This window comes from Alcaligenes sp. Me129, assembly GCF_050487245.1.
GTDB classification, from domain to species: Bacteria; Pseudomonadota; Gammaproteobacteria; order Burkholderiales; family Burkholderiaceae_B; genus Alcaligenes; species Alcaligenes phenolicus.
In genome coordinates this window covers 205,395-227,939 of record NZ_JBKQGX010000001.1, presented here as the reverse complement: position 1 = coordinate 227,939, position 22,545 = coordinate 205,395, and the positions used below count along the sequence as shown (strand labels likewise).

Annotated in this window: 20 protein-coding genes; 8 read left to right on the top strand and 12 right to left on the bottom strand. The window is 56.6% G+C overall.

Annotated features, from left to right (window positions below; translation table 11 throughout):
• Nucleotides 1-16: 16 nt before the first annotated feature.
• The 3 genes from ACLPGZ_RS01060 to ACLPGZ_RS01050 are packed head-to-tail and all read right to left on the bottom strand — an operon-like array spanning nt 17 to nt 3,982.
• On the bottom strand, nt 17-430 hold the full coding sequence (locus tag ACLPGZ_RS01060; protein ID WP_009461843.1) for an ExbD/TolR family protein: 414 nt from the start codon (nt 428-430) through the stop codon (nt 17-19).
• Nucleotides 431-439: 9 nt separating this feature from the next.
• The gene (locus ACLPGZ_RS01055) at nt 440-2,392 is read right to left on the bottom strand and encodes a DUF2341 domain-containing protein (protein WP_239054795.1); all 1,953 of its coding nucleotides are present in this window, start codon (nt 2,390-2,392) and stop codon (nt 440-442) included.
• Nucleotides 2,393-2,443: 51 nt separating this feature from the next.
• A complete protein-coding gene (locus tag ACLPGZ_RS01050) occupies nt 2,444-3,982 on the bottom strand; it encodes a ShlB/FhaC/HecB family hemolysin secretion/activation protein (RefSeq protein ID WP_021447205.1) in 1,539 nt (512 codons plus the stop codon).
• 445 nt (nt 3,983-4,427) lie between these two features.
• On the opposite strand from ACLPGZ_RS01050, the gene ACLPGZ_RS01045 reads away from it, so the two are divergent.
• Nucleotides 4,428-4,751 carry a hypothetical protein gene (locus ACLPGZ_RS01045; protein ID WP_239054796.1) on the top strand — a complete coding sequence of 108 codons (324 nt, stop codon included), beginning with the start codon at nt 4,428-4,430 and terminating at the stop codon, nt 4,749-4,751.
• A 144-nt stretch (nt 4,752-4,895) separates the two neighbouring features.
• Here the strand turns inward: ACLPGZ_RS01045 and ACLPGZ_RS01040 are convergent, their stop codons facing one another.
• Nucleotides 4,896-5,525: a class I SAM-dependent methyltransferase gene (locus tag ACLPGZ_RS01040; protein ID WP_021447206.1), complete on the bottom strand. Its 630-nt coding sequence runs from the start codon at nt 5,523-5,525 to the stop codon at nt 4,896-4,898.
• Between the two features lie 234 nt (nt 5,526-5,759).
• Between ACLPGZ_RS01040 and ACLPGZ_RS01035 the strand changes: the two genes are divergently transcribed.
• On the top strand, nt 5,760-6,524 hold the full coding sequence (locus ACLPGZ_RS01035; protein ID WP_239054797.1) for a class I SAM-dependent methyltransferase: 765 nt from the start codon (nt 5,760-5,762) through the stop codon (nt 6,522-6,524).
• Nucleotides 6,525-6,581: 57 nt separating this feature from the next.
• Here ACLPGZ_RS01035 and ACLPGZ_RS01030 read toward each other — a convergent pair whose 3' ends face one another.
• The 3 genes from ACLPGZ_RS01030 to ACLPGZ_RS01020 all read right to left on the bottom strand — a co-directional run bounded on the left by ACLPGZ_RS01030 (nt 6,582) and on the right by ACLPGZ_RS01020 (nt 10,859).
• Nucleotides 6,582-8,987 carry a TonB-dependent siderophore receptor gene (locus tag ACLPGZ_RS01030; protein ID WP_239054798.1) on the bottom strand — a complete coding sequence of 802 codons (2,406 nt, stop codon included), beginning with the start codon at nt 8,985-8,987 and terminating at the stop codon, nt 6,582-6,584.
• A gap of 300 nt (nt 8,988-9,287) precedes the next feature.
• Nucleotides 9,288-10,274, bottom strand: coding sequence for a FecR family protein (locus tag ACLPGZ_RS01025; RefSeq protein ID WP_239054799.1), 987 nt, complete (start codon nt 10,272-10,274; stop codon nt 9,288-9,290).
• 78 nt (nt 10,275-10,352) lie between these two features.
• Nucleotides 10,353-10,859: an RNA polymerase sigma factor gene (locus ACLPGZ_RS01020; RefSeq protein ID WP_239054800.1), complete on the bottom strand. Its 507-nt coding sequence runs from the start codon at nt 10,857-10,859 to the stop codon at nt 10,353-10,355.
• Between the two features lie 198 nt (nt 10,860-11,057).
• Between ACLPGZ_RS01020 and ACLPGZ_RS01015 the strand changes: the two genes are divergently transcribed.
• From ACLPGZ_RS01015 to ACLPGZ_RS00990, 6 genes are all read left to right on the top strand, one after another.
• A complete protein-coding gene (locus ACLPGZ_RS01015) occupies nt 11,058-11,396 on the top strand; it encodes a DUF485 domain-containing protein (RefSeq protein WP_060185399.1) in 339 nt (112 codons plus the stop codon).
• Nucleotides 11,397-11,406: 10 nt separating this feature from the next.
• Nucleotides 11,407-13,254, top strand: coding sequence for a solute symporter family protein (locus tag ACLPGZ_RS01010; RefSeq protein ID WP_239054801.1), 1,848 nt, complete (start codon nt 11,407-11,409; stop codon nt 13,252-13,254).
• A gap of 19 nt (nt 13,255-13,273) precedes the next feature.
• Nucleotides 13,274-14,335 carry a carbon-nitrogen hydrolase family protein gene (locus tag ACLPGZ_RS01005; RefSeq protein WP_239054802.1) on the top strand — a complete coding sequence of 354 codons (1,062 nt, stop codon included), beginning with the start codon at nt 13,274-13,276 and terminating at the stop codon, nt 14,333-14,335.
• Nucleotides 14,336-14,580: 245 nt separating this feature from the next.
• Nucleotides 14,581-15,483 carry a LysR family transcriptional regulator gene (locus ACLPGZ_RS01000; RefSeq protein ID WP_239054803.1) on the top strand — a complete coding sequence of 301 codons (903 nt, stop codon included), beginning with the start codon at nt 14,581-14,583 and terminating at the stop codon, nt 15,481-15,483.
• Nucleotides 15,484-15,624: 141 nt separating this feature from the next.
• Nucleotides 15,625-16,173, top strand: a complete 549-nt coding sequence (sodC, locus tag ACLPGZ_RS00995) for a superoxide dismutase family protein (protein ID WP_009463437.1) — start codon at nt 15,625-15,627, stop codon at nt 16,171-16,173.
• Nucleotides 16,174-16,209: 36 nt separating this feature from the next.
• Nucleotides 16,210-16,737: a pyridoxamine 5'-phosphate oxidase family protein gene (locus ACLPGZ_RS00990; RefSeq protein ID WP_115634485.1), complete on the top strand. Its 528-nt coding sequence runs from the start codon at nt 16,210-16,212 to the stop codon at nt 16,735-16,737.
• A gap of 91 nt (nt 16,738-16,828) precedes the next feature.
• On the opposite strand, the gene ACLPGZ_RS00985 is transcribed toward ACLPGZ_RS00990, so the two are convergent.
• From ACLPGZ_RS00985 to ACLPGZ_RS00965, 5 genes are all read right to left on the bottom strand, one after another.
• Entirely contained in the window at nt 16,829-17,869 is a 1,041-nt protein-coding gene (locus tag ACLPGZ_RS00985; protein ID WP_239054804.1) for an AbrB family transcriptional regulator, read from the bottom strand.
• Nucleotides 17,870-17,948: 79 nt separating this feature from the next.
• Nucleotides 17,949-19,472: a tripartite tricarboxylate transporter permease gene (locus ACLPGZ_RS00980; protein ID WP_009463441.1), complete on the bottom strand. Its 1,524-nt coding sequence runs from the start codon at nt 19,470-19,472 to the stop codon at nt 17,949-17,951.
• Nucleotides 19,469-19,906, bottom strand: a complete 438-nt coding sequence (locus tag ACLPGZ_RS00975) for a tripartite tricarboxylate transporter TctB family protein (protein ID WP_035270589.1) — start codon at nt 19,904-19,906, stop codon at nt 19,469-19,471. Before ACLPGZ_RS00975 ends, ACLPGZ_RS00980 begins: the two co-directional genes overlap by 4 nt.
• A gap of 94 nt (nt 19,907-20,000) precedes the next feature.
• Nucleotides 20,001-20,993, bottom strand: coding sequence for a Bug family tripartite tricarboxylate transporter substrate binding protein (locus ACLPGZ_RS00970; RefSeq protein WP_035270195.1), 993 nt, complete (start codon nt 20,991-20,993; stop codon nt 20,001-20,003).
• A gap of 124 nt (nt 20,994-21,117) precedes the next feature.
• Nucleotides 21,118-22,524 (bottom strand): sensor histidine kinase, encoded by a 1,407-nt coding sequence (locus ACLPGZ_RS00965; RefSeq protein ID WP_115634489.1) that lies wholly within the window; start codon nt 22,522-22,524, stop codon nt 21,118-21,120.
• Nucleotides 22,525-22,545: the final 21 nt, after the last annotated feature.

The window sequence follows — 22,545 nt, the reverse complement described above, 5'->3', positions numbered from 1 at the left end:
TAGAACACCAATTAACTTACTGAGGTTTGCCGGTCACCAGACCGACCTGGGACAGTTCCAAGCGCCGCAACACATCCAGCACTTCCACCACTTTCTGGTACTGCACAATGCTGTCGCCGCGCACAATGACCGGGAAATCCGGGTTCAGGGCTTTCTCGGTACGCAAGCGGTCTTCCAGCTCGGGCAGGGTCACCGGATAGGCATCCAGAAACACCTGGCCCGCTTCGTTCACGGAGATGGCTTTGGTTTTGGGTTGAACCAGGGATACGGTGGAACTGGCCTTGGGCAAATTCACCTGAATGCCGGAAATTTGTGCGGTGGCGGTCAGGATGAACATGACCAGCACCACCATCAGCACATCAACCAGCGGGGTAATGTTGATGCCGTCAACGGCTGCGCCGTCATCATCGTCGTCTCGTAGGGCTGCCATGTCCGTTCCTTATGCCGAGCCAGCAGCCTGGGTATTGGCCAGATCAAGGTCAGCGCCTTGAGCCAATGCCGCCTCATGCTTGTCGTGTTTGGTTTTGCCAGGCGCGCTGTTCTGTCCATGAATTTCAGCCAGGCGAGTCACAAACTCGTCCACAAACACACGCATATCCGCACTGACGTCTTTATTGCGGCCAATCAGGCGGTTGTAGCCAAACAGGGCCGGAATCGCGACGAACAGACCCATGGCGGTCGCCAGCAAGGCAGCAGCCATACCGGGAGCAATTGCATTGATGTTCACATCACCCGCCATCGCGGTTCCCAGGAACACCACCATGATCCCCAGCACCGTGCCAAGCAGACCGATATAAGGGCCACCGGCAATCGCGTTGGACAAAATGCCCAGACGTGCACCCAGCGCCTGATTTTCTTGTGTACGAACACCGTCCATGGAAGCGCGGATGGCTTCGATGGTGTTGGGAGACAAGGCCTTCATGCCTTGGGCCTGACGGTTGTGCAGCTCTTTCACCCCCATGCGGTACAGGCGCCACAAAGAGGAATGAGCAAAGTTCTGTTCAGCCTTGGCGTCGGTCTGTACCGCATCCAGCTTGCCGCCGGACTCACCAAATGCAGCACGGAACTGACGGTTGGCTTCTTGCACACGGCCCACCTGACGGCTCTTGCGGTACATGATGACCCAGGACTGGAACATCATGAATACCAGCACGGCGATCACAATCCAGGCGTCCATCGGGACGGCTTTCAGCAGAAAGCCCAGAGCACCGAAACCGAAGCCGGACTGCTCTTCATCCGCACCGTACGCAATCAGGCGAGACTCGGCTCCTTGTGCCAGTGCATCGGCGTAAATCAGGGCAGCAGGTCGGGCAGTTTTGGACAAGCGCAGCTCGTCGATCGCGCCAACAAAGGGAGCATAGTTAGCGACTGGAGCGGCGACAGGCGCTGTGGCCTCGGCACCGGCAGAGGCAGTTGCACCGGGCGTGGCACCTTCAGCGCCAACTACTTCAGCCGCCACAGGAGCAGGCGCGGCCAGCGAAGTGCCAGGGACATCACCACCCAAAGCAGCAACCGTGTTCAGCGGTGGCAGGCTGGCATTCAGGGAAGCCGTGGCGCGGCCCTGGACGTACAGAATCACTTGGCTACCATCGGCTGTCACGGCCAGGTGCTGCCAGGTGCTGGGCGACAAGGGGGCACCGGCAGGACTGCGCTGGCCATTGATCTCAACAAAGGGCACGCCCTGGTCCAGACCGATCAGAAAGCTGTTGGCACCATCACGACGGGCATAGACCAATTGCTGGCCTTGGGGCTGATCTGCACGCACCCAGGCGCTGAACGAAAAAGCACCGGCTGCTGGCACGGCCAGGGAAGGACTGGCAGGCAGCATCAAGGGCGCTGTACCCACAAACTGGGCGGCACGTCCGGACACGCCGTCAATCACGCCCGCTGGGGCTGTTTGAGCGTGGTTGGTGTACGCCGTACTGTCACGCGAAGGTGCACCAGCGGCGCCATCAAAGTGGTAGACCAGGGTGTAGTTGGGATCGAAGGTAATCTGGCCGTTGGAAGCCACCGGGGCTTTCTCGTTGCCGTAGTACATCCAGATATCCTGCTTCTGGCTGGCCATCACCTCAGGAATATCCACCCAGATCAGCGCCATGCCCATCAAGGGGTCAAAGCTCTCGATCTGGTGGTTCAGCACGGTCTGATCATCACCGGACACAAAGCGCAGGTCCGAGCCATTTTCATTGGTGCCATCAAAGGAAAAATTGCCAGTATGCAGACGCACCAGCAAGGGGGTGCGGCCTACGTTTTCGCTGATGGCCGCGCCTTCAGGCGTAGTATCAACAGAGATTTGCTTGCGGTACTGCCAATCAGGCTGCCACCAGGCCTGCGCCACGGCGGGTAGCCAGCCCACCATCATGGCGAGCATCAAAAGAAGAAGGCGTTTCATGATCGAATTACTCCGGGAACAAAATCAGGCAGATTGTTCTGGCTAAGGGGGTCAGAAGGAGGCGCGCAGGCTGAAGTGCACACGCGGATCGTGTCGTTCGGTGTTGACGCCTTGCGTCAGGGGGTAGGCCCAGTCGGCATGCAGGGACAGCCAGTCAAACATTTGCAGACGCGTACCGATGCCCACACTGGCTAGATGAAAGCTGGACTCTTGCTCAGGCAGGGGATCACGCAAGCGCAAACGTGCAACGTCGCTGAAGGCGTAGAAGCGCCACTCGTTAACCGAGGGGCCAATCCAGCGGGCCAGCGAGGGGGTGCGCAGCTCAACGCTGGCCATCCAGCCATCGTCTGCACTGCGCTCAGCGGCCAGATAACCGCGCACGCTGGTCGCGCCACCGGCCGAAAACTGTTCGTTGGAAACCAGAGCACCTGAACCAATCTGAAAGCCCACTCGGCCATAGGCCTGCCAGTCTTTGGCAAAAGTTTCGGTGTGGTTCAGATCGCCCTTGAACACCATGAAACTGGGGCTGGCCATCCAGCGCTTGTAGTCGAACTCTTCCCACTCGCTGTTCAGGCCAAACAGGCTGCGGCTGGCGCCCGTCAAGGTCAGGCCGACACTGGTTTGCGAGTCTTCGGTATAGCGGTAGCCGTTGTAGGCCAACGTGAAGGGCAGATACGTCAGCGGCACGCGGTCACTGGTCTCACCAAAACGGGTTTGCTCTTCAAAATCCTTGTAGTCCATGCCAATCGAGGCGGTGTGATACCAGGAGCCGGACTGCGGAAAGGTGTAGGTGGCATGAATGCCGTAGGACTGGCCCTTGCCCAGCACATTGGTACCGCCAACAGTCGAGACATCGCTGTCAGACTTGTAGCCAGAGAACGCCAGGCTCCAGCGCGGGGACAAAGGCATGGTGTAGGCCGCCGACCAGACCTTGGCATCCTGCATGTCACGCGGAGCTGTGAAGTAGGTCAGGGAGAAGGTATGGCCGCTTTGCCAAAGATTGTCGTGGCCAAGGGTGACCATGCCGCGCAGCTTGCTGGTGTCAGCGCTGTAATCATTGTTCAAGCCCACACTGGCACTCCAGGGGCTTTTGTCGTCAACGCGCAAATCCACGTCCATGGTGCCGGGCACACGCCCCTCTTTCACCATGGGCATGACCTGGCGACTGGCACCGCGATTAAGCTCCGCCAGTTCCGCCTGCGCCTTGCTGAAATCCGGCACCTGACCTTCTTGCAAGGACGGCACGCCGTCACGAATGGCCAGCGGCGAATAGTGTTCAGCACCGACCACGCGCACACGGCCTACCTTGGTTTCCGTGACCTGGAAAAACACCACGCCATCGGCCACGGCCTGCTCGGGCAGATCCACGTAAACCGACTGATAGCCCTGCGCGTTATAGACTTCCTGCAAGGCGTCGCGCGCTTTTTCAATATCCTCAAGGCTGCGCTCGGGGCCTAAAAAGGGGTAGACCGCTTTTTCAATGCTGCGGGCATCCAGCACGGTATTGCCACGCACAATGTATTCATTGATGTTGACCTTGCCCTGAGCCTGCGCAAAGGCACTATGAGGCAGCAACAAAGCCAGCGCCATCACTGGCGCAGCACAAAAGGGGTGGCCCCTCCACCCGGACAAACGGACGTTGCGCCCTGAAATTTCTGCTGGCATCACGATGCTTCCGATCCTCAATCTGATGAGCGCTGTGTCGGTGTGCCCCTGCTGGGACGACACGCCGCGCGACTCGTTGACATCTAGACGCAGCAGAAATCGAAAACTTTCGTTTGTAACAAAAACTTCATAATTCTTTCTGGACGGCGGGGGCCAAACAGGAAGACTCGTCCCTAACGGCACGATGTGCCTGCCCTCATGACAGCGGCAAAATACGCCGCCTTTGTCATGAAAACTTCACCCAGAAAAGAGAAAGCTTGCGCTAGGGTGTGTGGAACCCGAACGCCGTTATGGTGTGACTTCTTTTTATTGGCACCACCCTATGCGCCCTCTCCTTTTCTTCTTATTGTTTTTGGTTCAGGCAGGCAGCATGGCCCAGCAAAACGCGCAGACTGAAGGCGCAAAAAGGCCCCCGTCCGATGTGTCTCCCGGCTGTGTCAGTGTAGTAGTGGATGGACAGGCGGCCCTGTCCTACGATTGCTTGAACCAGCAAATGCAGCCCAAAGCAGGCACAACACCCGGCGCGCCAGGACTAGGGTCTGAAGCCATCATCCAGAAAGGCCCGAATGCAATGGGTTTGGTCAATCCGGCAACAAGCAGCAATCGGATGGGCTCGAACTTCGGGACCTCGGCTTATCCGCAACGACCGCCACGGCCATCAGCGCCCTCGCCTTTTGCGCCGCCGAATCCCTGAGAAAGCAGCCGGCCTTAAGCAAACCTGTTTGAATATAAAAAAGCCCCACACAAATCGGTCCCGTGTCCGATTTGTGTGGGGCTTCTGCTAGCGCTGACTGACTCCAGCCCCTCAGGTAAAAAAGCCTGAGATGATGTGTTTGTTCTAACTGCGCTGATACTGCAAACAACGCCCCTTGTAAGACACCTCCTTGCCTTCGGGCATCAAAATGGGGCGATCGCGCAAGCAAACCTGTCGTACCAGCTCAAAACCGTAGCGCGACATTTCCTGAGTAAATTTGTTGCGATGCCCCCGGTCCGGGTCTACTACCCAGACTTCGGCCTGCTTCTTCGCACGCTGGTCTACCAGTTGGGCTAATTGGGCGGGCGTATTCCCTTCATACAACAGGTCACTGCCCACGATCAGGTCATAACGCTGCCGGGCGGGTTTCAGCCCCAAAGAAGCCAGCAAATCAGGGCAAGATTGCTCCCCCCACTGGGCATGGACATACGGCAGATCGGACAAGCCATTCAATGCCTGATTCAGCTTCAGGAAATGCGGCACCATGGGATGGCAATCGCTGGCGTGGATTTGCGCGCCACGTTTATGCATCACCAGACTGGTCAGGCCCAATCCGCAGCCCAGTTCCAGAATGCTTTCATCCGCCCGAATGGGACGATTTTTCAATTTGCGCGCCAGTTGAATGCTGGACGGCCATACCAGGCCAAACAAGGGCCAGACAGCCGGGCCTATGCCCAAAGACTGTGCATGCCCTAACGGGTCAGCATATTGCATGTGATCGGCCAAGGAACGAATACGTAACGATTCTCTGGGCGAGATTCGTATATGCTGGAGACGGGTTTTTAACTTGGCGGGCGTGGATGAGGTCGAGCCATATAAGTCTGACATAGACTGATGATCGTCCATATCCACACAAAAAGCGAATTTTGGCTTAATTTGCTGTGGTTTAAACTATAGATAGCCGAATTTAAACGAATTTTCGCTCAACACCATTAATAAGGACCGCTATTGTTCAAAGACCTGATTAAAGACCTTGACGACCATTCCATCGTGGAACCTGACATTTTTCTGGACGTACCTTTCGTCCCCAGCGACGACCGCGTCATCGACACCATGCTGCAACTGGCTCAAACCGGGCGCAAGGACGTCTTGTATGACCTGGGCTGTGGCGATGGGCGCATTGTTATTGCGGCTGCCAAAAAATACCACTGCACCAGCATAGGCGTCGAACTGGACCCGCTGCGCGTTGCCGATGCCATGGAGCAAGCCGGCCATGCCGGCGTGGAGTATCTGGTGGACTTTGTGGAAGAGGATCTGTTTACCGCAGACTTCAGCCAGGCCACCATCGTGACGCTGTACTTGATGGACACCATCAATGCCATCCTGCGCCCACGCTTGTTGCAGGAGCTGCGACCCGGTGCGCGCATTGTGTCGCACGCCTTTGATATGGGAGACTGGGAAGCCGACGAGATCCTGCATGTAGGCGGCATCAAAATCTACAAATGGATTGTGCCCGCGCAGGTGGCAGGCGAATGGGAATGGGAAGGTCTGGACGGGACGGACTACCGCTTGCAGCTCAAGCAGCGGTATCAGGATGTCAGCGGGAAAATCTGGATGAATGGCAAACCCGCTCTGCTGACTGATCTTTATCTGTCCGGCGATTGTCTGGAACTAAGCGCACAGGCCAACGAGTCCTCGCCCGTAATCAGCTCCAATCTGTACTTCGACCACCAGGAGCTGCTGTCCGTGGAAGAGGTGGAAGCAGAGGACTGATTCCACAAACCTCTGCTTCGCAATATCAAGCCCTGGCATCAGACCAGGGCTTTTGTTTTAGAACTGGTACTTCATCGTCAGCATGATCTTCTGCGGTGCACCGTAAAAGCCCTGAGAGTCTTCCGTCAGGTCTACATACTTTTTGTCGAACAGATTATTCACGTTCAACTGGGCCGACAAGCTAGGCGAGAAGCGGTAATGCGCCATCAAGTTGGCCAGCAAAATGGAACCTTGCTCGCGTCGTGCGTTAAGATTTGGCGCCACAGTTCTATCCACATAAACATGACTGCGCCATTGCACACCGCCGCCTACCGTCAACTTCCCTTCGGTACCCGGCACGATATAGGAAGTTTGCAAATGCGCCAGGTTCTGCGGTTCAGAAGTTTTAAAAGGACCACCCTCAGCATTGCGCACCAGATTACGTGCAAAGCCTGCGGACACCTGCCAGCCAGGTTGAATTTCACCCGAAGCCTGTAGCTCGAAGCCCTCGCTAGTCACGCCCTTGGCCCCCCGATAAGCAAAATCGCTGGAGCCAGGTACAGTCCTGTCACCGTCTTTTTCGGCCACATTGTCCTGCTCGATACGAAACAATGCCAGCGAAGTGTTGAGCTTGCCATCAAAGTGCTCGGATTTCAGACCCAGCTCATAACTCTTGCCCTGCACCGGGTCCAGAAAGCCGCCACTGGCATCACGATAGGTCTGGGGCTGAAAGATATCCGTGTAGCTGAGATAAGCCGTGAAGTTATCGTTGAAGTCGTACAGCAGGCCAGCGTACGGCGTGAATACATGATGGTTCATGGTGTCATTGCCGGACTCGCGCTTCCAATTGGTTTGTCGACCACCCACAATCAGCTTCAGGGAATCGCTCAAGGACAGGCGCAGAGCGCCATAGACCGCATTCTGGCGCGTTTCCTGTTCGCCCAACGGCTGAAAACTCCCCCATACCGGCTCGGGATAGGAGCCGTCCCATTCAAAGACATTACCCACTGGCGTATTGCCTTGCGGAGCGTGGTTGCCATAACGGTAGTTGGACTTGCTGCCCATCACTCCCACAAAAGCCTCATGTTCCTGGCCGAAGGCATTAAATGGCCCGCTCAGTTCCAGCGAGGCGCTGTTCTGATCGAACTCCTGATGCGAGTTGTTCAGCAAGGACGTCATGCCCAAGCCGGTGACAGGATCAGGGTGGCCCATCAAATACACCAGTTTGGAGTCGTACTCGCTCTCCAGACGGCTGACATTGGCTTTCAAGGACCAGCCATTGGAAAAGCGATGGTCTATGCCCGCGTAGAAGGTATTGCTGGTCGTATCCCAGCGTGTCCAATCTGCACCGACACTGAAAGAGCGACGCCAATCCAGATCCCCGCCCTTGTTATCCAGAGTAGGCAGACCGCCCCAGGTCACGCCCGTCGGACGTTTGGCCTGATGCTCTACTCCAACCCGCACAGTCGTGTCAGGCGTCAGATCCGCTTCCGCAGTCGCTAACCAGGCACGATTGCGCGTGTGGTAACGGTCGATATACGAGTCGCGCTCCTCCATCATCCCTGCCACGCGGGCACGCACGGTACCGTCCTTGTTCAAGGGCGTAGATAGATCAATCGTGCCCCGGTGATGATCCCAAGAGCCTATGCCAACAGAGGCGGTGCCGGTAAACACATCGCTGGTCGCGCGTTTGCGCACGATATTCACCGAAGCCCCAGGATTGCCCGCCCCCGTCATCAAACCGGTAGCACCACGCACTATCTCGATGCGGTCGTACAGAATGGGATCAAAGTTGGAAGTTCCGAAGAAATCATTCTGTGTGGCAATAGACACCCCATCGTATTGGTAAGTGTCGATATAGAAACCACGCGAATGAATATCGGTGCGGTCAATATCCGACATGGACGTTGCAATCCCCGTGACGGTCTTAAAGCTCTCGCCCAGCGTGGTCAAATTCATATCTTCCATCTGCTGGCGTGTAATCACACTGACGGACTGCGGGGTCTCGCGTGGTGACAGACGCAAACCTGTTGCCGCCGTGGTCGCCTGAACGGCATAGGAGCCCGAGCCTTCAGTAGACAGATCACGCCCCACCACACGAACCGGAGCCAGCTGCGTCGTCTCGCCCTGCACCGGGCGGGTCAGGGACACATTCTTGCCCTTACGTCGAAATTCCAGACCCGTGCCTGCCAGCAAGCGACTTAAGGCCTGATCTGCCGTGAGACTGCCGGACACAGGGGGAGCCGCAATCCCTTTAACCGCGTCAGGCAGATAGAAAATCTGCAACCCGGCCTGTGCACCTAACTTTTCCAGCGCGGCCTCCAAGGGTTGTGCGGCAATGCTGATCGCCACCGGCGTTTCCTGCGCCCAAGCATGGGGTGCGTACAGACCAATAGCCAGAAAAAGGGAAAGTGCGAGGGCGTTAAGACCAATCGATGTCGTACCCCGACGCGCGGCGGCGGGTATTGCTTGCGTGTCCAGCATGAACAGAGTTCCAAAAAATAAGTACGCGCATGGTGCGCAGAGGCCCTTGGCCAAGGCTATGGGCTAGCCTGTTTCCGATCTGGAAAGCAGGCCCCCATAAGTAAGACGCCGTAGCGAAAAATTTTCCGGAATGATTCTCACTGCTCTTTTTGATACAAGATGTATCAATAGTGGTGCACGACTTGCTTGGCAACGGAACTCAACAGCACAGCATCGTTCGTCTTAGAATCGCTGTTCACCATTCGCACTTCACGGTTCGTGGCTTATTGCTTGCTGCCAAACGCAAAACGAGCCGTAACCTTAACGCGCCATCAACAAAGCGCTGCCATCCGCTTGTCGCACCACCCGTACTGGCGCGATATCCGGCAGGATATCCAGCGCCGCTGCTGGTTCCTCAATACTCAATGTGCCCGAAATGCGCAACTTGGTGATCTGTGAGTCTGTCACCCGCAAGGGGTGTTCCAGATAACGGCTCAGCTCCTGTGCCACCGTCGTCAAAGGCACATCACGGAACACGATGCGCCCCTCTTGCCAGGCCGTAATCGCTTCCACACGCTCCTGACCTAAAGACATCACCTTGTTGTTTACCGCGCTGGATACCTGCCCAGCCGATAACATCGCCCGGTCCCGGCGCCACCACGGGCCTGTGGAAAGCTGCACCGAGCCCTCGCGCACAGCCACGGCGACACTCTCCGCCTCTCGACGCACATTGAACTGCGTCCCAGTAACCAACACCTGCGCCTGACCCGCGTCTACGGAAAAGGGGCGATTCTTGTCGGACTGCACGGCAAACAGGGCCTCGCCCCGCAGCAACTCCACGTTTCGGCGCGACGCGTAAAACGCGATATTCACTTCCGTATCCGTATTCAAATCCAGACGCGAACCATCCGGCAACTCCAGCCGCTTGCGCTCGCCGCGTGCGGTCAACAGGCGCTGGGTAAACACAGGCGTTTCGGCCCACATCGAACGACTGAACCAGGCCCCGGCGGCCACCGTGGCAAGCGTCACCCCTGTACCCATCACCCAGCGTCGACGCGCGAAGTCAGGCACCTCTTGCGCCGGACGATTCATGATCTCCCGCATCTCGTCCATGGGCAGATGGTCCGCCACCTGCCAGACCTGCTGCAAGGAACGGTACTCCCGCTCATTGGCCGGATCCTGCGCCAACCACGCATCCCGCTCACGCTGCTCCTGCGGCGTCAGCTCACCGAGCTGCTCTCTGGAAAACCAGTCCAGCGCTTGCTCTTGGGGCAGATAAGAGGGGGTGGGATTGTCGTTTTTAGGCATGGCTCGCGTCGCCAGGGACACAGGGCACAAAACCGTGCCCTTCACTGATAAGACGTTTATGCATAAGGAAATCCGGAATCAATGAGGGGCATAGTTTTGTAACTTTTTCTGAAGATGCCGCAATGCCCGCTTCATGTATTTTTCCACCGAGCTGGACGTTAGACCCAGCTGCTCTGCAATTTCCTTTTGCGTGTAGCCCTCTATTTTGTTCCACAAAAACACTTGCTGGCACTTCAAGGGCAACTCCTGCAAAGCGTCCCGCAAAGCCTGGCTGAGCTGCTCCATGCGCAGATCACTTTCGGGTCCAAGACCTACCGGGTGCTCCTCCTCTCGCAAATCGTGTAGAGGCACCACGTCGTGGCGCGACTGACGGCGGATCTCACTGATCAGCTGGTTTTGCGCACTGCGATACATATAGGCTTTTTGATTCAGTGCCGCAGCATGTTCGCCGCGCAGCAAGCCTTCAATGGAGTCCTGCGCGGCATCTTCCGCGTCCTGCGGCAAAGAGCTGCGCTTGGCCCACGAGCCGATCAGCCCGCTGTAATGAGCGAGCCAGCCTTTCTTGGACGTGGGGCGGCGGGACATGGCAAATACAAGAGACGGATGTCGAATGAAGCGAGCATATTAACAATAATTCTCATTTAGATATAGAAAAGTCCCTGCGGTGTGGCATCCCACCTCATCCTGCAAATTTGCAAGAGGGTTTGCAACATTGGCGCTTTCCTATCGCGCCCTTCTTCTTAAGAATGGCAAATACAAATCCAATCAAAAAAGGAGACAAACATGGCGGATATCTCTGCCCAGGTTTATGAGGCGCTGTACGCAAAGCCTCAATTCCAGGATCTGGTACGCAAGCGAAGAGGCGTGGTGCTGCGGTTGTTGTTTGTCAGCATGGCCTTCTTTTTTCTGGTTCCCATTCTTTCCAGTCTTAGCCCCGAGCTTTTTCGTCTGAAACTGAGCAACTCCACCAATTTCGGGCTCTGGTATCTGATCGCCCAGTATCTGGTGGGGGGTGCCGTGGCCTGGCGCTATGCCGTCCAGTTGCGTCACCTGGACAAGATGGTGCAGCAGTTAACACAAGAAGAATCCCAGCAGTTCTCAATGCGCTCCGCGACCGTTTAAGGGGCTCATCATGAAAAAAATAGTATTTGCGACAGCCTTGATGGCTGTCAGCGAAGCTGCGCTCGCACAGGAAAGCACCTTGGTTAATGAAGGCAACAGGGTGCTGACGTTTTCAGTATTCGCCTTCTTGTTCTTGTTCACGCTGGGCATCACGTTTCTGGCGGCACGCCGCAACGCCACTGCCAGCGACTTCTACACGGCGGGCGGCGGTATCAGCGCCCGTTTTAATGGACTGGCCATTGCCGGGGATTACCTCTCAGCCGCCGCGTTTTTGGGCGTTTCCGGGCTGATCGCGATATATGGTCTGGACGGTATCAGCTATCTGGTGGGCTTTTTCGTATCCTTCATTCCAGTGCTGATTCTGGTGGCCGAACCTTGCCGGAATCTGGGTCGCTACACGCTGGGCGATGTGCTGTCCTATCGAAACAACTTCCGTGCCACCAAGCTGGTTGTGGCCGGGTCCAGCATTCTGGTCGCGCTGTTTTACATGGTCCCGCAGATTGTGGGCGGTGCCGTGATTATCCGGGCGCTGATCGGGATTCCCTATGAGGTTTCTGTTGGCATCGTCGGCCTGATGATGCTGATTTACGTGTTATTTGGTGGCATGCGTGCCACTACCTCAGTGCAAGTGCTCAAGGCTGGTCTGCTGATCAGTTTCTGCTTCGTGCTGGTGATTCTGTCCTGGGCGCCCTACGGCTTTAACGTGGAAGCGTTTTTTGGCTCGGTCATTTCCAGCCCCGCCATCCAGAATCATGTGATCAATTTCCTGGGGCAATCTTCGCTGGGTGTGGCCGAAGCCGGACAGCGCTTTCTGGAACCGGGCCTGTATCTGAAAAACCCGGTCGAACAGATTTCGCTGGGTATGGCACTGGTGCTGGGAACCGCCGCAATGCCACATATCCTGATGCGCTTTTTCACTGTGCCACATGCGCAAGCCGCCCGCAAATCGGCACTGTACGCCATGTTTGCCATCGGCCTGTGCCATCTGTTCATTGTGGTGATCGGCTTTTCTGCCGCACTGAATGTCAGCCCCAGCGCGATTCTGGGCCTGGACAAGGGCGGCAATCTGGCCGCGCCCATGCTGGCGCAACTGTTGGGTGGGGGGCCGGAGAGCATGATGGGCAACTTCATGCTGGCCGTGGTGGCTGCCGTGTCCTTTGCCACGATTGTGGCGGTGGTGGCCGGCCTGACACTGGCCGCAGCTTCCTCGCTGGCCCATGACGTGTATATCGGCGCGATTCGCAATGGTGCGGGCACCGAGCGCGAACAGGTCATTGCAGCGCGTATCGCCACCTTGCTGATGGCGGTGATTTCCATCGCTGCCGGTATTGCGGCCAAGGGACAGAACGTGGCGCATCTGGTGGGCCTGGGCTATGCCGTTGCCGCATCGGCCAACCTGCCAGCGCTGGTCTGCACCTTGTACTGGAAACGCTGCAATACCGCCGGTGTGGTGGCGGGTGTAGTAGGCGGAACGATCCTGTCCATCGGGCTGGTGCTGGTATCGCCCAACATGAGCTACCCGCTGCTGCAAAAAGAAGCGGCACTGGCCACTGTCACCACCGTCAATCAAAAGCTGAACACGGCAAGCGACCCTGCCCTGCGCGACAAGCTGGTCACTGAACGCAACGCAGCCCAGGCCACGGCAGATGCCATTCCTGCCGATGCAAGCAGCGTGGTGGGCCTGTCCAAGCCCCTGATCAGCTTGCGCAATCCCGGAATTATCTCCATCCCTCTGGGCTTTTTACTGGTGATTCTGTTCTCGCTGTTCACCCGCAGCGCCCTGTCGGAATCCAGGTGGGTAGAGATGTCGGTTCACCGGGAAACCGGATTAGGTGTGGCCAAGGCCACCGTTCATTAAACGTAGAGAGAAACACACCATGTCACTTCCAATCACTCAAGTTGCCGCGGCACATATTGCCTCTGTTTACATGGACGCGGCCGCCTCGGTACGCAAGGCCATTGCCATTATTGACGAGGCCGCCCGCCACGGTGCCGAGCTGATTACCTTTCCCGAAGCCTTCATCCCCGGTTTTCCAGTCTGGGCCGCGCTGTGGGCGCCCATTTACAACCACGACTGGTTCAAGAAAATGGCAGCCAACAGCATCCATATTGATGGCCCGGAAATCGCCCAGATTCGTGCCGCTGCCAAGCGCAATGGCATCTTTGTGTCCCTGGGTTTTAGCGAAAGCACCGAGGCCAGCGTAGGCTGCATCTGGAATTCCAATGTGATCATTGGCGATGATGGTTCCATCCTGAATCACCACCGTAAACTGGTGCCCACCTTCTACGAAAAAATGGTCTGGGCTCCGGGCGATGGCCATGGTCTGCGCGTGTGCCAAACCCGCATTGGCCGCATCGGTGCCCTGATCTGCGGGGAGAACACCAACCCGCTGGCCCGCTACTCACTAGCGGCCCAGGGCGAGCAGATTCACATCTCCGCCTGGCCGGCGATCTGGCCGACCCGCATGCCCAAATCCGGCCAGAACTTTGACAATGTGGCAGCCAACAAAATACGAGCAGGCGGCCACTCTTTTGAGTCCAAAGTCTTCGGCATTCTGAATGCCGGTTTCATGGACCAGGCCATGCTTGATGCCCTGACCGAAGGCGGAGATGCCCAGGCGCGCGAAGTGCTGGAAAACACCCCGCGCGCGGCAACCCAGTTCCTGGACCCCACCGGCGCATCCGTAGGCGACTTTCTGCAAAATGAAGAAGGGATTGCCTACGCCACTTTTGACTTGAACGCCTGCGTGGAACCCAAGCAGTTCCACGACATTGTGGGCTACTACAACCGCTTCGATGTGTTTGATCTGTCCATTGATCGTCGACGCATCACGCCCGCTACTTTCCGAGGACCAAACAGCGCAAGCGGTAAACAATCACGTAGCAGTGAGCCCATGCAGGACGGTCAGGTAGCCAGTTCGGAAACGATGGAGGAATAAGGCCATCGTCTGACCCACCCTGCTAGCAGTACCTGCCATGTACTTCCGTTGCCTCGGGGGTACATGGCAGCCTCTATTTCTCTTTCCAAACAAGGCCGTCCGCAACACAAGGTGCATTGCAAATTTGCAACTCCCTGAAAGCTTGATCTATACCGTGATAGCTCGCAGTAGACTTAAAAATACGCACGGGTTTCGTCCATTATTTGGTACCCGCCTTGCAAATATTCTTGTCCAGGGTTGTAGCCATGTCTCCTATTGATCCCAATTGGCATGATCTGAAAATTTTCCTGGAAGTGGCGCGCTGCGGCACCCTGGGCGCGGCCGCCAGACGTTTGAAGGTAGACCCGTCCACCCTGAGCCGTCATATCAGCCGACTGGAAGAAACGATTAACGCGCCCATCTTCGAGCGCAGTAACCAGGGTCTGCATCTGACCGCAGGCGGGCAAGGCTTGCTGGAGTATGTGGAGTCCATGGAAGCCAGTGCCGTGGCTCTGGCAGAACAATTGGGGGATCGCCCTAAAGAGCCCTCCGGCACAGTGCGGGTCGGCTCCATGGAAGGCATTGCCTCCTTATATCTGGCGGCAGAGTTTCAGGGCTTTTCATCGCTACACCCCAAAATCGCCATTGAGCTAGTCACGACGACCCAGCAAATGCACGTCAACCGGCGCGAAGCGGATGTATTCCTGAGTTTTTTTCCCATGGCAGGCAAGTCCATTGATGTGGTGCCCCTGGGCTCCTTTCCGCTACATCTGTACGCGTCTCCCGAGTACCTGGCCCGTCACGGTCATCCCTGTGATCTGGACGACCTGCTGGATCACCAATTTGCCTCTTATGTGGACGACCTGATCCAGCTGGATACCGTGCGCTGGCTTAATGAAATCATCTCCCGGCCCAAGCTGGCTTTTCAGTCCTCCAGCATGATTGCCCAGATGTTTGCAGCCGCAGCCGGTGCAGGTATCGTCATGCTGCCCTCTTTTGCCAAACCGGAACGACTGGGCATGATCAAGCTGCTGGATGAACAAGTTACCGTACGTCGCACCATCTGGATGACAGTGCATCGGGACTTGCAATACTTGCCCCGCATCAAGGCAGTAACTCGTTTTCTGGAAAAGACGATAGGCCGGGACTACCCTTGTCGGACCGACTAAACCCTTGCTTGGTCCACCGCTTTCAGGCACTTTTTCAGGCCGACTTTACTGACAAAGAGAAACGTCTCTTAACTGCATGGCGCGGCTGCAATGCTAGGCTGATCTAACCTTCTGTTTTATTTCAGCAAAGGAATCAGCCTTATGCGTTTTTCTTCCTTCAAAGCGCGATGCGCAATGGTCTTGGCCACCGCAGGCGCCACCCTTGCTTTATCCGCCCCCTCGCTGGCCGACGTCATCATCCCCATGAATATGGCGACCGAAAGCGGTGCTGGCGAACAGATCGGCCAGGTTAGCGTCCGTCAGACAGAGCATGGTTTGGTTTTCACGCCAGACCTGAAAAACCTGAAACCCGGTGTACATGGCTTCCATGTGCATGAGAATGCCAGCTGCGCCCCCAGCGAAAAAGACGGCAAGGTAACGCCTGCCGGAGCAGCGGGCGGCCACCTGGATCCTGCAAAAACCGGCAAGCACGGCTTCCCATGGGGCAACGGCCACTTGGGCGACCTGCCCGCCCTGTATGTACAGGCTGACGGTACCGCCAGCACACCCGTTCTGGCCCCACGCCTGAAGTCCTTGGATCAGATCAAGGGCCGCTCCCTGATGATTCACGAAGGCGGTGACAACCACTCCGACCACCCCGCGCCCCTGGGCGGCGGTGGCGGACGCTTTGCTTGCGGGGTGATTAAGTAAGCAGTCTTAACTCTTCAACCTTCTCAAGGAGATGCCATGAACGAAACAATTGAATCTTCCTTTGAACATCTGCAAGAGATTATCAAGGACATCCGCTTTGCGATGTTCGTCACCCATGCGGCCAATGGCGAACTCCATGCCTGGCCCATGACAACCCAGAAGGCAAAAATGGGTTCGACCCAAGAGGACTATGAGCATGACAAGCTATGGTTCTTCATGTCGCGCAGCAGTGACCCGGTCAGGAATCTGAGCGCCAATCCGCATGTGAACGTCAGCTATGCCGACCCTAAAAGCGACACCTATGTGTCGGTGTCCGGTATGGCCCGCATGGTCGACTCCATGAACCAGAAAGAACGCTTCTGGAACACCATGACCGAAGCCTGGTTTGCCGAGGGCATTACCGACCCCGATCTGGCGCTGGTGTGCGTGCATATTGATAGTGCGGAGTACTGGAGCGTGCGCGAAGGCAAGCTGGCACAAGCCGGAAAAATGCTGAAAGCCACCCTGATGGGCGAGCGCCTGACCGAGATCGGCGAGCATGGCAAAGTCACGCCTGGTCGCTAACCCTCTGTCGCAAGCCACCCTTTCTTGGTGCAAAAGAAAAAAAGCCCGGTCAGACACCGGGCTTTTTTCATCAGGCTGATACGAACAGCCCTCAACTCAGTTTTAAGTAGCGGGCAAGACGGGTATATAAAGGTCCGGTCAACACCAACACGCAAACCATGCGCGCCACCTGAAAGGAGGTCACCATCGGCGCTCCCAGTTGCAGCACTTTGGCGGTAATCGCCATCTCTGCAATGCCGCCTGGGCTAACGCCAAGCACCAACGTGGGATAGGCAATATCGGAAAGCCGATACAGGCCATAGGCGAAGGCAAACGCCAAGCACAGATTGATCAGGTTACTGATGGCAGCGACCCCCAAATACCTGGGAGCACGACGGAAAAAGTCCGGCCCGAACTTGTCGCCCAGAGCCCAGCCAATGCACAGCTGCCCCAAGTTGGAAATTTGTATCGGCAGGCCCGACAAAATAATGTCGTTATACGTAAGAATGGCCACCACCAACAAAGGGCCTAGCACCCAAGGGTTGGGCAAACGCAGGATTTGAAAGAGGAAGCCGGCCGCACTGCTTAACAGCACCAGCAGAGCCAGGCCAGGAAGGTTCAAAAAATCAGGCCGTACGACAGCTCCCGCCTGCTCCCCTGAAAAGCCCAAAGCCTCGAACGCGAAGGGAATAATCACTACGACCATCAGCACCCGCAAACCATGTGCAGAGGCGACCAGATCCGGACGTGCGCCATAACGCTCCGCCAGCCCCGTCATCTCGCTGGCTCCTCCTACTGCACTGGCAAACCAGGCAGTACGCAGATCCGTACCGGCATAACGAGTCAGCATGAATGTACCTATGCAGCACAAGACCAGCGCAAACACCATGCCCATCACGATAAACAGAGCATTACTGCCAATCAGATGCACCATGGCCGGAGTGAAATACAGCCCCAAGGATGTTCCAATAACCCATTGACCTGCGTTGCGCGCCAGCGGCATGCAGGCCCCCGGACTGCCTGCCATTTTGGTAGCTGCCGTCAAGATCAGGGCACCCAACATCCAGGGCAAAGGCATACTTAGCCAACTGGCCACCAGGGCACCAAGCAGGGCTACCCCAAAACCCAGGGCAATTCGAAACCAGATAGCCATAACAAAAACAACAAGGCCAGGCCGCAGCCTGGCGCTTTCTCCCGATAAAAGCCCCACCGAGGCGGTGGGGTCCCCCTATTTATGTCTCGTCGTGCAGTTGCTTGCGCCCTGCAATACGACGCAGCACGATCGGACCTACACTAACCAAAACGGCCGCGATCCACAAGGCAATTGAAACTTTGCTCTCGAACAGAATACCGATTTCACCGTTCGTGATGGACAGCGCGCGACGCAGATTCTGCTCCATCATATTGCCCAGAACCACTCCCAGCACCATCGGTGCCATGGGCACGTTCATCTTGCGCAGGAAGTAGCCCAGAACGCCGATACCAACGACCAGCAGCAGATCAAAGCTCGTGCCATTGATGGCATAGACCCCGATATAGCTGATCGCCAAAATACCAGGCACCAACAGGCGCGGAGGAATAGCCAGCATGGAGGCAAAGACCCGCACCATGGGCACGTTCATCAAGAACAGCATGACGTTGGCGACCATCAAGGAAGCAATCAAGCCCCACACAATCTGTGGCTGAGACTCAAACAGCACCGGCCCTGGCGTGATGTTGTACAGCGTCAGGGCCCCCATCATGACCGCCGTTGTTCCAGAGCCTGGCACGCCCAGTGTCAGCATGGGAATAAAGGAGCCGGTTGCAGCACTGTTATTGGCCGCCTCTGGCGCAGCCAGGCCACGCATATCGCCCTGGCCAAACATGGCATTGGGATCTTTGCCTTCGATATATTTTTTCTCATTGGCGTAGGCCACCGCAGAGGCCACACTGGCCCCGGCACCGGGCAGGATACCGATAAAAAAACCCATCACGCCACCACGCACGGTGCTCCACCAGGTCATGCCCAGCTCTTTCAGGTTAAAGAGCTTGCGCTTGCTTTTAGGTACTTCGATCGACACGCCACCCAACAGGTTTTCCAGCATCTGCAACATCTCTGCCACAGCAAACAAACCAATTACGACAACAACAAAATCAATGCCGTCTGCCAGGTTCGGAATATCAAAGCTGTACCGATATACCCCCGAGTTGGCGTCCACTCCCACCGTAGAAATGAACAGGCCCAGCATAGCGGCCAGGATACCTTTGACTGGCTCATCCCCCAACAAACTGGTCAGCGCACAAAAGGCAAACACCATCAGCACAAAATACTCGGCCGGGCCAAAGGCAACCGCCCAGCCCGCCAGCATGGGAGCCAGCAGCACAATACCGCAGATGGCAATGGTGGACCCGATGAACGAGGAAAAAGCCGACAGGGACAAGGCCACACTGGCCAAACCTTTGCGCGCCAGCGGATAACCGTCCAGCGTCGTCATGACCGCTGCCGCTTCACCGGGCACATTGATCAGAATGGAGGTAATACGACCACCATACTCCGCACCCACATACACAGCGGCCAGCAGGATCAGAGCAGACTCCGGAGGCAGCTTCATGGCAAAGGCAATCGGCACCAGCATGGCTACACCATTAATCGGCCCCAGCCCAGGCAACACGCCCACAATGGTGCCGATAAAAGCGCCAATCGCGGCGACCAGCAGATTCTGGGCAGAAAAAGCAACGCCAAAGCCTACGCTCAAATAATCAAGAATCGAGCTCATAACCACTCTCCCAGGATGCCGTAGGGCAGAACCACATCCAAGCCCAAATCAAATAGCAGAAACAGCCCCACTCCCATCGCCAGCCCGCCAATCAGGGCCTGCTTCCAGCTACCGCCAAACAAACGGCCTACCAAGGTAGCCATCAGCGTGGTGGCAATGATGAAACCCAGCCACTGAAACAGCCAGGCATAAGCCGCCAGGTAGGCCACCATCATCAAGATGCGGCCATTGGCTCCACTGGGGTTGGCAGGCACAGTCCCACCACCTTTGATAATCAGGCGCAGCCCGCATAAAGCAATGATCAAGGCCAGCAATAAGGGAAAGGCCTTGGGCCCAACAGGTTCATAGGAAAATGGGGGCTCTAGGTCGTAGCCAAAAGCGGTGATCAAGGCAGCGAGCACCAGCGCGCCCACGCCTAGTACGCGATCATTCAGCGTCATGATTGGAATCTCCGGATTCACCCGCCATGGACGACGGGGCAGACAGGCGGCACTCCCGGCGCAAACCGGCCGGGAGTACCGTAAAAACTTACTTCTTGATCAGGCCAAACGAGTCAGCCAATTCTCGATACTGAAGTACTTGTTGTTTTACGTAAGCATCCAGTTCCTGGCCGCTCATATTGAAGGGGAACAGGCCCTGCTGGGTTTGCATGCGAGCAAACTCGGGCGTTTTCATCAGTTGCTCGAACGCCTGAACCCACCACTGATATTGCTCGTCAGAGACTTTGGGGCCCACATAAAAGCCGCGAATAATAGGCCACTCGATATCAAAGCCCTGCTCTTTGGCCGTGGGAATCTCGGCCAGCGCACCGTCCAGTCGCTTATCGTTAAAGACAGCCAGAACACGAATAGGCGCTCCACCCTCCAGCATGGTGTGAGCTTCGGCTGCATCACCCATATAGGCCTGAATATGACCACCGCGCAGGGCCGTCATCGCCTCGCCACCGCCCTCAAAGGCAACAAAGCGCATTTTGCGGAAATCCACATCTGCGGCACGGGCCGTCAACGCAGCCTTCATCCAGTCCTGCCCACCCACGGAACCACCCGCTCCCAGAACAATCTTGGTCGGGTCGGCCTTGAAGGCCTCCATCAGGGATTTCAGGTCCTGATAGGGTGAGTCCGCACGCACAATAGCCACGCCGTAATCACTGCCAATCGACGCCAGCCAGCGCACGTCCTCTACCGAATATTTGCCAAACTTGCCCTGTGCCAGATTCAGCAGGGAGCCACCCGAGAAAGCAGCAATCGCATTGCCGTCGCCCGGGCGCTGCGCCACGATATGGTTATAGGCCACCGCCCCTACACCGCCGGGCATATAGACGGTGCGCATGGGATTTTCCAGCAGCTTGGTTTCCAGAAAACCGTTCACGGCTACACGACAGGTCAGGTCAAACCCGCCGCCTGGCTGTGCTGGAGCAATACACTCAGGCTTGGAGGGTTGCTGGGCCTGTACGCCACTCAGGCTGCTCAAGCCCAGAATACTGCTGGCCAGTAGCACCCGTAGTTTCATGTGGATAGTCATTGATTCGCCTCCAGGAGGATCTTAGTCGTTGTAATGGGTGCGACCTTACCGGAGCGAAGCTTTCGCCTACCTTTCAATTTCGCCAAAAAACACGATTTTCAAGGGTATACCCTGAACAATCCAATCAGTGTTCAAGCGAATCAAACTCCAAACGCACAATCAAACCACGCTGCTGCGGGCCTGTCCGCAAGCTCATGCGGGCGCCATGAATCTGTGCAATAGCCTGTACGATCGCCAGCCCCAAACCGGAGCCCTGCAAGGCCTTCCCCGCCTCGCCACGCCTGAAACGATGGCCCGCCTTGGCCATATCATCAGCACTCATACCCGGACCATCGTCTTCAACCTGAATGCTGCACACCGGCCCTTCCTTGCGCACCGTTACCGTAATGCATGCAGCACGTGGGCAGTACTTGATGGCATTGCTGACTATATTGCTTAAAGCCTGTTGCAAGAGCCAAGCCTCCCCGGCTACCCGAACAGGGGTGGAGGGCGCGTCCAGGCCCAGGTCCTGACGCTTGGACCTCGCCAGGCTCCAGAGCTCATCCACCACCAGCCCGGCTTGCTGGCACAAGTCGACTGTGCCCAAGGCCGCGCGGGTGCGTAGCTGGTCAGCAGCATCGCGAACCCTGGACAAGGCCACCATTTGATGCGTCATCTGAGCCGTGTTGTTCAAGCGTAATTGAATTGCCTCCAGCACCTCCTTCATTTCATCGGTCTTGGCCAGAGACAGGGCAAAATCCACCTGGGTCAGCAAAACAGCCAAGGGGGTTTTCAACTGGTGCGAGGCATCGTCCAGAAACTGCTGTTGCTCGCGTGATTTGCGTGCATAACGATCCATATGCAAATTGATGGTCTGTACCAAAGGCCGGACCTCTCGCGGCAGGCTGGCCTCGCTGATCGGTTCCAGATTATCGGGGGAACGATGCCGTACCTCGGCGCTCAACTTGCGCAAAGGGCGTAGCGCCAGCAAGGTGCCAACCAGAATCAGAATAATGAAAAGGCTGAGCACCGCCACGTCCTGAATCAGATTCTGGATAATGACTTTGCGTATGAAAGCATGGCGCTCGCTCAGGTTTTCACCAGCCTGAATCAGAATTCGGCTGTCTTGATAAGTCTGCAGGCGCCCATCCGACTCCAGCGCCACCGCCGCGATGCGCAAGGGCTCTCCCAGATATTCAGCGTCATAGAAAACGGGTTGATTACTGAGCAGACGCCGCACGGGCAGCGGCATACCGGTAAAGCCAATTTCCGATAAACCATCTTCAGTAGCCACCCTGAAATACACCTGACTGCTGATGGTGTACTCCATGAACTCCATCATGTAGTAAGACTGCTCCATCGCCAGCCCGCCACTAATGGTCAAGACATTGGACGACATGGACTTCAAGGCACCGGCCAAAGCCCGGTCAAACGCGGCGTTGACCTGATCCTTCAGAGTCATGCTGGAAACAAACAGGGACACGCCCGAGGTCAGCAAAGCCGCAGGAATCAGCATGAACAACAAAGTACGACGCAGACTGCTTAAGGCCATATTTGCCCCCGATAAGGCAAT

What these genes read in the sequence shown, in the direction of transcription:
- ACLPGZ_RS01060 (WP_009461843.1), bottom strand. Translation starts at nt 430, where the DNA reads ATGGCAGCCCTACGAGACGACGATGATGACGGCGCAGCCGTTGACGGC.
- ACLPGZ_RS01055 (WP_239054795.1), bottom strand. Translation starts at nt 2,392, where the DNA reads ATGAAACGCCTTCTTCTTTTGATGCTCGCCATGATGGTGGGCTGGCTA.
- ACLPGZ_RS01050 (WP_021447205.1), bottom strand. Translation starts at nt 3,982, where the DNA reads ATGGCGCTGGCTTTGTTGCTGCCTCATAGTGCCTTTGCGCAGGCTCAG.
- ACLPGZ_RS01045 (WP_239054796.1), top strand. Translation starts at nt 4,428, where the DNA reads ATGGCCCAGCAAAACGCGCAGACTGAAGGCGCAAAAAGGCCCCCGTCC.
- ACLPGZ_RS01040 (WP_021447206.1), bottom strand. Translation starts at nt 5,525, where the DNA reads ATGCAATATGCTGACCCGTTAGGGCATGCACAGTCTTTGGGCATAGGC.
- ACLPGZ_RS01030 (WP_239054798.1), bottom strand. Translation starts at nt 8,987, where the DNA reads ATGCTGGACACGCAAGCAATACCCGCCGCCGCGCGTCGGGGTACGACA.
- ACLPGZ_RS01025 (WP_239054799.1), bottom strand. Translation starts at nt 10,274, where the DNA reads ATGCCTAAAAACGACAATCCCACCCCCTCTTATCTGCCCCAAGAGCAA.
- ACLPGZ_RS01020 (WP_239054800.1), bottom strand. Translation starts at nt 10,859, where the DNA reads ATGTCCCGCCGCCCCACGTCCAAGAAAGGCTGGCTCGCTCATTACAGC.
- ACLPGZ_RS01015 (WP_060185399.1), top strand. Translation starts at nt 11,058, where the DNA reads ATGGCGGATATCTCTGCCCAGGTTTATGAGGCGCTGTACGCAAAGCCT.
- ACLPGZ_RS01010 (WP_239054801.1), top strand. Translation starts at nt 11,407, where the DNA reads ATGAAAAAAATAGTATTTGCGACAGCCTTGATGGCTGTCAGCGAAGCT.
- ACLPGZ_RS01005 (WP_239054802.1), top strand. Translation starts at nt 13,274, where the DNA reads ATGTCACTTCCAATCACTCAAGTTGCCGCGGCACATATTGCCTCTGTT.
- ACLPGZ_RS01000 (WP_239054803.1), top strand. Translation starts at nt 14,581, where the DNA reads ATGTCTCCTATTGATCCCAATTGGCATGATCTGAAAATTTTCCTGGAA.
- sodC (WP_009463437.1), top strand. Translation starts at nt 15,625, where the DNA reads ATGCGTTTTTCTTCCTTCAAAGCGCGATGCGCAATGGTCTTGGCCACC.
- ACLPGZ_RS00990 (WP_115634485.1), top strand. Translation starts at nt 16,210, where the DNA reads ATGAACGAAACAATTGAATCTTCCTTTGAACATCTGCAAGAGATTATC.
- ACLPGZ_RS00985 (WP_239054804.1), bottom strand. Translation starts at nt 17,869, where the DNA reads ATGGCTATCTGGTTTCGAATTGCCCTGGGTTTTGGGGTAGCCCTGCTT.
- ACLPGZ_RS00980 (WP_009463441.1), bottom strand. Translation starts at nt 19,472, where the DNA reads ATGAGCTCGATTCTTGATTATTTGAGCGTAGGCTTTGGCGTTGCTTTT.
- ACLPGZ_RS00970 (WP_035270195.1), bottom strand. Translation starts at nt 20,993, where the DNA reads ATGACTATCCACATGAAACTACGGGTGCTACTGGCCAGCAGTATTCTG.
- ACLPGZ_RS00965 (WP_115634489.1), bottom strand. Translation starts at nt 22,524, where the DNA reads ATGGCCTTAAGCAGTCTGCGTCGTACTTTGTTGTTCATGCTGATTCCT.